Genomic DNA, 8,971 nt, shown 5'->3' with positions numbered 1-8,971 from the left:
ATGCAAAGATAGCCAAATTCAGTGAATTACGGGCTATGATTGCTTGAATTTATATTTAATCTCCTATGCGCACTTTATCTCCTATCGAAACATTAATCTTGTCCAGGACTCCCGATATCTGCGATTTTATTTCGATCTCCTTCATCGGAAAAACATTGCCGGATATGTTTATTTCCTCTTTGATCTCGCGATATTGTGGTTGTGTAGTTTCGTAAATTGCCTTTGTACCTCTTAGCGAAGAACGAAAAGCAACAAATGCCAGTGTGGCGGAAAAGATGCAAATTAATATAATCTTAAATGTCTTCATTATCCTATATTTTCGTTTCTAATGGCGTCAATGGGTTGTATAACAGATGCTTTCATAGCCGGAAATGCTCCGGCAATGACACCGGACAAAATCAAGATAACCAAAGCGAGAACAGCTACATTTATATCTATTTCTGCATGCTTTATCATTGTCGCGTGACGGGCGCTTTCGAGCAACCAATTTATAATCTCAAGAATAGCTGCACCTGATATCAATCCGATGATACCGGAGATTACAGTTATGATGACAGATTCCGTCAGCATTAACACAAGAATGGATTTAGGAGTTGCTCCTACAGCCTTACGGATGCCTATTTCGCTACTCCTTTCTTTGATCACGACAAACATGATGTTGCTTACTCCAACAATACCACTTATCAGAAAACAAATTCCTACGATCCAGATAAACATTTTCAATCCATCAAAGAGTCCCTCAAAAGCAGATGTTTGTGTCTCAAAATTGATTATCTGTAAGGCTTGCTTATCAGAATAAGCAAATTGGTATTTATTAGCGATGAAGGCTCTCAGCTCATTCTCAAATCGCTTGGAATCAACTTCTTTGTTCAGATATAAACAGAAAGCGCGCAATGGAGTCTTATTGTCAATACAGTTTATGTAACTTGAGAAGGGCACATATACCGAATTGATTTCCGAAGCGCTGAAAATATCATCATTCTTTAGTACGCCTATCACCTTAAAATCAATACCGGCAATGTTGATCGACTTACCCAACGCTTTTTGATTATTAAATAAGGTCGTACTGACATTTTCGCCGATAATGGTAACATTACGGGTATTCTCGTCATCTCCTTTATTAAAATATCGTCCATCTTCGTTGATTTTAAGTATCTTAATTCCCATATAGTTTTCATTGATTCCTATAATCTTAAAAAGTCCGCTTTTAGCTTTATTCATCACTTGCGAATAAGGTCCTGTTATTTCAGGCGAAATAGCTTTTATCCCCGGGAACTGTTTCTTTATGCGGTTAAGAAAATGCAAATCGAAATGCAATTGTTCCCCTTCTCTGATATTCTTATACTTCACCCAGAATCCTCATCATTCCATACCATGACGGATTCACCATAAGTTACTAACGTGGTCACATAGCGGTGTGTGGTATTGATATTGTGCTGGGTTTGAAAAATAGCGATTGATTCATTCTCTATTTTCTGTACACGACTACGCTCGTGCAGAACAATAGCGACCATGCTGCCAATGATCGCCATTAAAAGAAAGTATCCTATAAATATTTTATGCTGCAAAAGTATTTTCATTGGCTTGATATTTTACAATCCAAATATTGCTTTCGTACAATATCTACATGCGGCAGAATCACGAAAAATATCCGAGATGAATAACACTAATAATAATTTCAAATTTTTCTATTTATTGCAGTTACATTCCTCCTCCCAACACATGATAAAGTTTGATTACACTTTGTATGCGTTCAAAACGAGTTTGTAGCTGTTGCACTTCCGCTTCGAGAAGAGACTGTTGGGCGGTCAACACTTCCAGATAGGTGGCATTGGAATGACGCATAAGCGATTCTGTCTTTCGCACAGCATCGCATAATGTTTCAACCTGTCGAGCATTGATTTCAATTTGCGATTTTGCCGTCTGCCATGCAGTCAGAGCATCGTTCACTTCTTTTCCAGCGTTCAGCAATGATTGCCGGAACAACAGTTTGGCTTCTTCCTGACGGCTTTTGGCTATCTTCAAGTTGGCGATGTTTGTGCCCCGGTTGAATAAGGGCTGTGTCAGGGAACCGATGGCATTGAGCAACCATTGTCCGGGATTTACGATTACGCCACCGCCGTTATTAGTCCATCCAAGAGTCCCCGAGAGGGTAATATTGGGATAGAAGGCGGCACGAGCCGCATTGGTGGCGTAGAACGCCTGCGCCAGTTCCATTTCAGCCTGACGCACGTCGGGACGGTTGGAAAGCAGTTGCAAAGGGACTCCAATCGAGACAGTATCGGGGAAAGCAGCCTCGGCCAGATTACTTCGTCCAATCGAGTGTGACGGCATGGCAAGTATCGCAGACAGGGCATTTTCTGTTTCGGAAATACTCTTGCGTATGGATAACAGGGATGCTTCGAGTCGCATCACGTTCGCCTTTGCCTGCAATACGCCGGCTTCGTTTGATTTCCCCACTTTTTTCAACGCTTCAAGAGTACGTACGGTAGTCCGCCAGTTCTCCAAAGTCCGGTTACTTATTGCCATTTGTGCGTCAAGCATGGCAAGGGTGTAGTAACTGTCTGCAATAGTGGCGACAAGCTGTGTCTGTACGGCCTGCCGGTAGGCACGGCTTCCTTGTAACGCGGCGGCTGCACCACGCTTTGCCGCCGTAAGTTTGCCGAAGATGTCCAGTTCCCAGCTTGCCGACGCTCCCACATTATATGTCTTTGCCGTTGCTCCGTCATGTTTATTGGCATTACCTTCGGCAGTCAGTCCCAGTGATGGAAGATATGATAGTCTGGCAGTCATCAGGACGGCTTCTGTCGCTTCCACGCGTAACCGTGCCACATTGAGGTCTGTGTTCCGTTCAAGTCCGGTTTCAATCAAGGACTGGAGTTTCGGGTCGGTAAACATTTCCCGCCACGACAGGGACGCGATGGTCGTTGTATCAATGTCCGCCGGTACGTCCCGATACAGATTCTCCGTTGAGAGGTCAGGACGATGATACCGGCTGTATGTGCCACAACCGGCAAACATCCATCCTGACAATATGATATATATTACTGTCTTCTTCATTTAATTATGCTTAACACGTTCTTGAATATATTGGAATACAATAAACAATGACGGCACAAGGAACAACAGAGCCAAAGTACCGACAATCATTCCACCGATTACACCTGTGGCAAGCGAACGGCTGCCGTTGGCACCCACTCCGTGCGCCATCATCAGCGGGACAAGACCGAACACCATGGACAGCACAGTCATCAATATAGGGCGCAGGCGGACTTTTGCCGCACTGTATGCTGCCTGTGCCAGCGTCATGCCTTCCGACCGCCGCTTGCCGGCGTATTCGGTAAGCAGGATGGCGGTCTTGGCAAGCAGGCCGATAATCATGATTAATCCGGTCTGCATGTAGATGTTGTTCTCCAGACCGAAGAGCCACGCAAACAGGAAACTGCCCATTAGTCCGCAAGGCACCGACAACAGAACCGCGAAGGGTATGAACACGCTCTCATACAAGGCGCACAGAATCAGATAGACCAGAACCATGCAGAGCAGGAATATAAGCGTGGCATTGTTGGTCGTCTTGCTTTCCTCACGCGAAATGCCGCCAAACTCGTATGTGTAATTTGACGGAAGCACTTCACGTGCCGTCTCGCCGATGGCTTCGAGCACCTGCCCTGAACTGTAACCCTGCGCCGGCGACCCGCTAATCGAGATGGCGTTGAACAGGTTGAAACGGGTGAGGTCTGACGGGCCGTTGGTCTTGGTCAGGCGCACGAACCGGCTCAAAGGCGACATGCCGCCATCGGAGGCGCGCACATACATGTGGTGCAGGGATTCCGCATTCACACGATATTCCGCCGGAGCCTGCATGGTCACATGGTAGAGCTTGGAGAACCGGTTAAAGTCGGAAACATATTGTCCGGTATAATAGCCCGACAATGTGGAAAGCACATCTGCGGGCGACACACCCGACTGCTCACATTTGGCGGCATCGATATCCACCCAGTATTGCGGATAGTCCGTGGCAAAGGAGGAATAGACTTCGCCGATTTCGGGTCGTTGCGACAAGGCTTCGACAAACTTGTCCGCCTCTTCCTTGAAAGCGGCGATGTTTCCGCCCGCCTTGTCCTGCAAATAAAGCTCGAAACCGTTTCCCATGCCGTACCCGGCAATCATCGGAGGCGACATGGCGAACACCGTGGCATCGGGAATATCTGAAGTGGCGGCATAAATCTTTCCGATGACATCATTCACCGACTGCCCCTCTCCCTTACGATCCTCCCAGTCTTTGAGTGTCACGAAATACATCGCCTGCGAGGGACCGGAACCGCTGAAAGAGAAACCGGCTACCGCACCGCTGTATTCAATCTCGCCGATGCTGTCGAGACGGCTGTTGATACGCTCCATCACCTTACTTGTCTGAGCCATGGATGTGCCGGGCTTCGTGTTCATGCTCACCATGACCGTCCCGGTGTCCTCTTCGGGAATAAGTCCCGTCTTTGTGACATTGACCAGCAGCACCAGCAACCCGAAAGAAATGCCTATGATGCTCCACAACAGCCATCGGCGATGGATAATGAACATCACTCCACGTACATAGCGTCGGCTCAGACTGTCGAAGACGGCATTGAACGCTTTACGGAAACGGGCTGCAAAATTGTTCTTAGTGTTGCCCTGCTCATCGATATAGGGTTTCAGCAGCAGCGCGCAAAGTGCCGGTGAGAGTGTGAAGGCATTGACTGCCGAGATTCCCACGGCAACAGCCATCGTGATACCGAACTGCGTGTAGAACGCTCCCGAAGTCCCGCCCATCATGGCTACGGGGAAAAACACTGCCATAAAGATTATGGTAGAGGTCAGGATAGCCGACGAAACGCCTTTCATGGCATCATCAGCCGCGAGAACTGCTGATTGATAGCCCTCATCGAACTTCGCCTGCACCGCTTCCACCACCACAATGGCATCATCGACCACGGTTCCGATGGCAAGCACAAGCGCGAACAGGGTGAGCAGGTTGATGGAGAATCCAATCATGGACATCACGGCAAATGTGCCGATGATGGAAACGAAGATGGATATGGTAGGGATAAGCGTTGACTTGATGTCCTGCAAGAACACATACACCACCACGATGACCAGAAGTATCGCTTCCAATAAGGTGCGGAGGACAGAGTGGATGGAGGCATACAGGAACTTGTTGGTATCGGTAAGCACCACGAATTCCGTCCCTTCGGGCAAGTCCCGGCTAAGGTCGTCAAGCACTTCGTGAATCTCCTTGATGGTGCTTGATGCATTGGACCCGGCTTTCTGGTTGATGAGCATCATAGCTGCCGGATGCCCGTTCACCTCGGAGGAATAGTTGTAGTATTCATCGCCCAGTTCCACATCGGCAACCTCTTTCAACCGAAGCACATTGCCGCCCGGCAGTGACTTGACGACCAGCTCACCGAACTCTTCCGCTCCGGACAAGCGTCCGCGGTATTTCATCGTGTATTCATTGGCGGTAGGATGATTGGCACCGAAGGAGCCGGTGGCGGCCTCGATGTTCTGTCGTGCAAGTACGGCAGAGATGTCATCGGGGATAAGCCCGTATTGCGCCATCTTGTCGGGACGCAGCCAAAGTCGCATGCTGTAGTTGGAACCGAACAACTGTGCCTTTCCCACGCCGCTGATACGTTTCAGCCTCGGCTCGACATTGATTTTCACGTAATTGCTCAGGAAGGTCTGGTCGAAGCGGTCATCGGGCGAATAGAGCGCGAAAGTCATCAGTTCGGCATTCTGCTGCTTTTCAGTGGTGACACCGGTCTTGGTGGCTTCCGCCGGAAGTTGGCTCAGTGCGCCGTTCACGCGGTTCTGCACGTTTACCGCCGCCATGTCCGCGTTGGTTCCCTGTTTGAAATAGATGTTGATGGAAGCATCTCCCGTATTCGATGCCGTGGAAGTCATATAGGTCATGTCTTCCACTCCGTTGATGGCTTCTTCCAGAGGGGTTATCACTGCCTTCTGCACGGTTTCAGCGTTTGCTCCCGGATAAGTTGCGAATACGTTGATGGTCGGAGGTGCGATGTCGGGGTATTGTTCCACCGGCAAGGAAAACATGGAAATCATGCCCAACAGTACAATCACCACCGAGATAACGCCCGAAAACACCGGGCGGTCTATAAAAAATCGCAGGTTCATTTCGTTTCGTTTTTAGGGGTTATGCTCATGCCTTCTCTCACCAGTCCCACGCCTTCGGCGACAATGGTGTCACCGACCGAAAGACCTTCTTTTACGATAAACCGGTTGCCGTCGTTCAGGCGGTCCACCGTGAGATAGGCGGCTTCCGCCTGTCCGTTTTTCAGACGGTAAGCGATAATCTTGTCCTGCAGTTCCACGGTGGCGGTCATGGGAATGGTTACGGCCTCCGTTTTCGGGTTTTGAAGGATGACATTGCCGATGCTGCCACTCAACAGTTCGCGGTCGGGATTGGGGAACAGGGCTTTGATTTGTACCGTTCCGGTAACAGGATCCACCACGCCGCTTACGGTTTCAATACGTCCTTTCGCCTTGTACAGGCTGCCGTCGTTGAGTTGCAGGCCCACTTCCGGCGTCCCGGCTATCATGCTGTCAATCGAGCCATAGCGAGCCGAATATCGCCGTAGCATATTCTCCGAAATGGAGAAATAGGCATACATCTCCGCATTGTCGGACACGACCGTGAAAGGCTGTGCCATATTGGGACCGACAAGCGCACCGATGCGATAGGGCAATGTGCCTACTACTCCGTTGCTCGGGCTTTTGATTTCCGTATAGGAGAGATTGTTGCGTGCATCCGATTCTTGTGCCTTTGCCTGTTCGAGTTCAGCACACGCCACTGCCAGTTGGTTCCGGGCGAGAGAAAGCTCGTAGTCGGATATGACCTTCTCGTCAAACAATGCCTGCTTGCCCCGCAGCTCGATTCTTGCCGTTTCCACTTTTGCCTGTGCCGCGCTGACATTGGCCTGCGCCGTGCGTAATGCCGCCCGATAGGGCACTTGGTCAATTACAGCCAATACTTGACCGGTCTTCACCCGTTCACCCTCTTTCACTTTCAGACGGATAATGCGCCCGGATATTTGCGGCAGGATGTCCACATCCTGCCGTCCGCGTATGGCGGCGGAATAGGACTCGGAGATTTCCACCGGACTTGCCGCGACCTTTATGACCCGATAACTCTGCACCGCATCCTGCTTGCCGTCCGCCTGCCTGCATCCGGTCGGCAGGAACAGCATGAGAGCAAATGCGGCGAAATTCGTGATAATGAATTGCTTGTTCATATTTTCTTCTTGTTTTGTATTAATTCATAAATTGATTTTTGGAACATGAATAAAAGTTTATCTTTTTCGTTCATGCGGATATTATCAGAATAATCGCCTTTTGTTATTTGATACCCGCATGGCTTGACCATAAAAACGCCTAAGCCCTTAGTGTATGAACTTACTTCTGAGGCGTAGTCTTTACTTGTATTTAATGGAACTTTCCCTTTAATATGACACCACTCATTATTGCAACTGATGTCTTCAATCTCAGACATCATTTTTTGCAAATCTGTAATAGCTTTGGAACTTGCCGCTTGGGGTATCTGCAACTCAAAATAGAGCATCGGTTCGAGAATGTCCACACCTGACTGTTGCAAGGCCAGCCTGAAGACATAAGGGGTCAGCTGTCTGAAATCAGCAGGTGTACTTACCGGGCTATAATACTCGGCTTGAGTAAAAGTTACTTTCAGATCTGTCACTTCCCATCCATGTAAACCAGATTGGCAAGACATACGAATCCCTTCAAAAACGGCATTTTGAAAAGAATGGTTCAGATAACCATAGGAGATGTCACTTTCGATTTGCAACCCTGTCCCTAACGGCAAGGGTTCAAGCGTCAGCCCTATTGTGGCCCAGTAAGGGTTGGGTGGCACTTCGATCTGAATAATCTTATTGACCTTTTTTACAGGTCGTTCTTTGTAGATAGTCTTGATCTCATCAAAATGGACCTTTACGGAAAATCGTTCTTCCAGCAATGTCTGTATGATTTCCTTTTGTGTCAAACCATATAACGAGATTTCCAATTCATCACTATATGAGTTTATGGAAAAGGACAAAGACGGGTCTTCAATCCACAATGTATTCAGAGCGGATATCACCTTGCTTCTCTCTTCGGACCTGTCTGGCCGGACGGAGGATTTGAGAGCGGGATGCTGATGAGATAACCCTTGAATCAAACAAGGTTTAGTACCTAAATAATCTCCGATTCGAAAATCTTCCATATCTTCTACAATCGCGATATCATTGGCCCCCACTTCATCAACATTTATCTCTCTGCCCTGATAAATAGTCTTTAGATTTTTAATCTTGATGAATTTTTCCGAATCGTTGATTCTTACAATGTCTCGAAGTCTCAGACTTCCGTCAATTATTTTTAGAAAACTTCTTTTATGTCCTTTGGGGTCATGCTCTATCTTATAGAGATAAGCTGAAAGTCTGTTTGAGACTGATTCTGGAGGAAGTATAAAAGAAGAGATGGCGTCCAACAACTCATTGATACCGATATTGAACATTGCTGATCCATGTAGTACCGGATAGACTTTGGCTTTTGCCACAAGATCGATTATCGTATTCCAATAATCAGCCGGTGAAATTTCGCTATCCGCCAAATATCGTTCTAATATATTGTCGTCATGGTTGCATACAAATTCTTTGTATTCTTCCTTTATATATGTTTGGGAGCAAATCGGATAAACCAATCCATCGACAACAGTTTGCATAAACAGGACATCTTGCGACAGATTTGTTTTTATATCCATATACAAACGCTCCAAATTCACACCGGCACGGTCAATCTTATTGATAAATATAATTGTCGGGATTTGCAGCTTTTGTAAAGTACTGAACAGCAACTTTGTCTGCGCTTGTATGCCTTCCTTTGCGGATAAGATGAGGACTGCTCCATCAAGCATTTTGAA

Annotated in this window: 6 protein-coding genes and 1 pseudogene; all 7 read right to left on the bottom strand. The window is 47.5% G+C overall.

Features of this window, described 5'->3' with window-relative positions; genetic code table 11:
* Positions 1–55: 55 nt before the first annotated feature.
* Positions 56–307 carry an efflux RND transporter periplasmic adaptor subunit gene (locus DWX23_RS24610; protein WP_005809234.1) on the bottom strand — a complete coding sequence of 84 codons (252 nt, stop codon included), beginning with the start codon at positions 305–307 and terminating at the stop codon, positions 56–58.
* On the bottom strand, positions 307–1,350 hold the full coding sequence (locus DWX23_RS24605; RefSeq protein WP_005809236.1) for an ABC transporter permease: 1,044 nt from the start codon (positions 1,348–1,350) through the stop codon (positions 307–309). The genes DWX23_RS24610 and DWX23_RS24605 overlap by 1 nt, the downstream gene beginning before the upstream one ends.
* Positions 1,351–1,352: 2 nt before the next feature.
* Positions 1,353–1,580: pseudogene (locus tag DWX23_RS24600) on the bottom strand (hypothetical protein); the annotation flags it as partial.
* Positions 1,581–1,701: 121 nt separating this feature from the next.
* Positions 1,702–3,060, bottom strand: coding sequence for an efflux transporter outer membrane subunit (locus DWX23_RS24595; RefSeq protein WP_005809240.1), 1,359 nt, complete (start codon positions 3,058–3,060; stop codon positions 1,702–1,704).
* Positions 3,061–6,174, bottom strand: coding sequence for an efflux RND transporter permease subunit (locus DWX23_RS24590; protein WP_005809243.1), 3,114 nt, complete (start codon positions 6,172–6,174; stop codon positions 3,061–3,063).
* Positions 6,171–7,292 (bottom strand): efflux RND transporter periplasmic adaptor subunit, encoded by a 1,122-nt coding sequence (locus tag DWX23_RS24585; RefSeq protein ID WP_005809248.1) that lies wholly within the window; start codon positions 7,290–7,292, stop codon positions 6,171–6,173. The genes DWX23_RS24590 and DWX23_RS24585 overlap by 4 nt, the downstream gene beginning before the upstream one ends.
* Positions 7,289–8,971 (bottom strand): tetracycline resistance ribosomal protection protein (gene tet, locus DWX23_RS24580; RefSeq protein ID WP_122376443.1); only part of this gene is annotated, 1,683 nt, incomplete at its 5' end. The genes tet and DWX23_RS24585, both read right to left, overlap by 4 nt.

Source organism: Parabacteroides sp. AF18-52 (assembly GCF_003479145.1).
GTDB classification, from domain to species: domain Bacteria; phylum Bacteroidota; class Bacteroidia; order Bacteroidales; family Tannerellaceae; genus Parabacteroides; species Parabacteroides faecis.
This window is presented reverse-complemented; position numbering and strand designations above follow the sequence as displayed.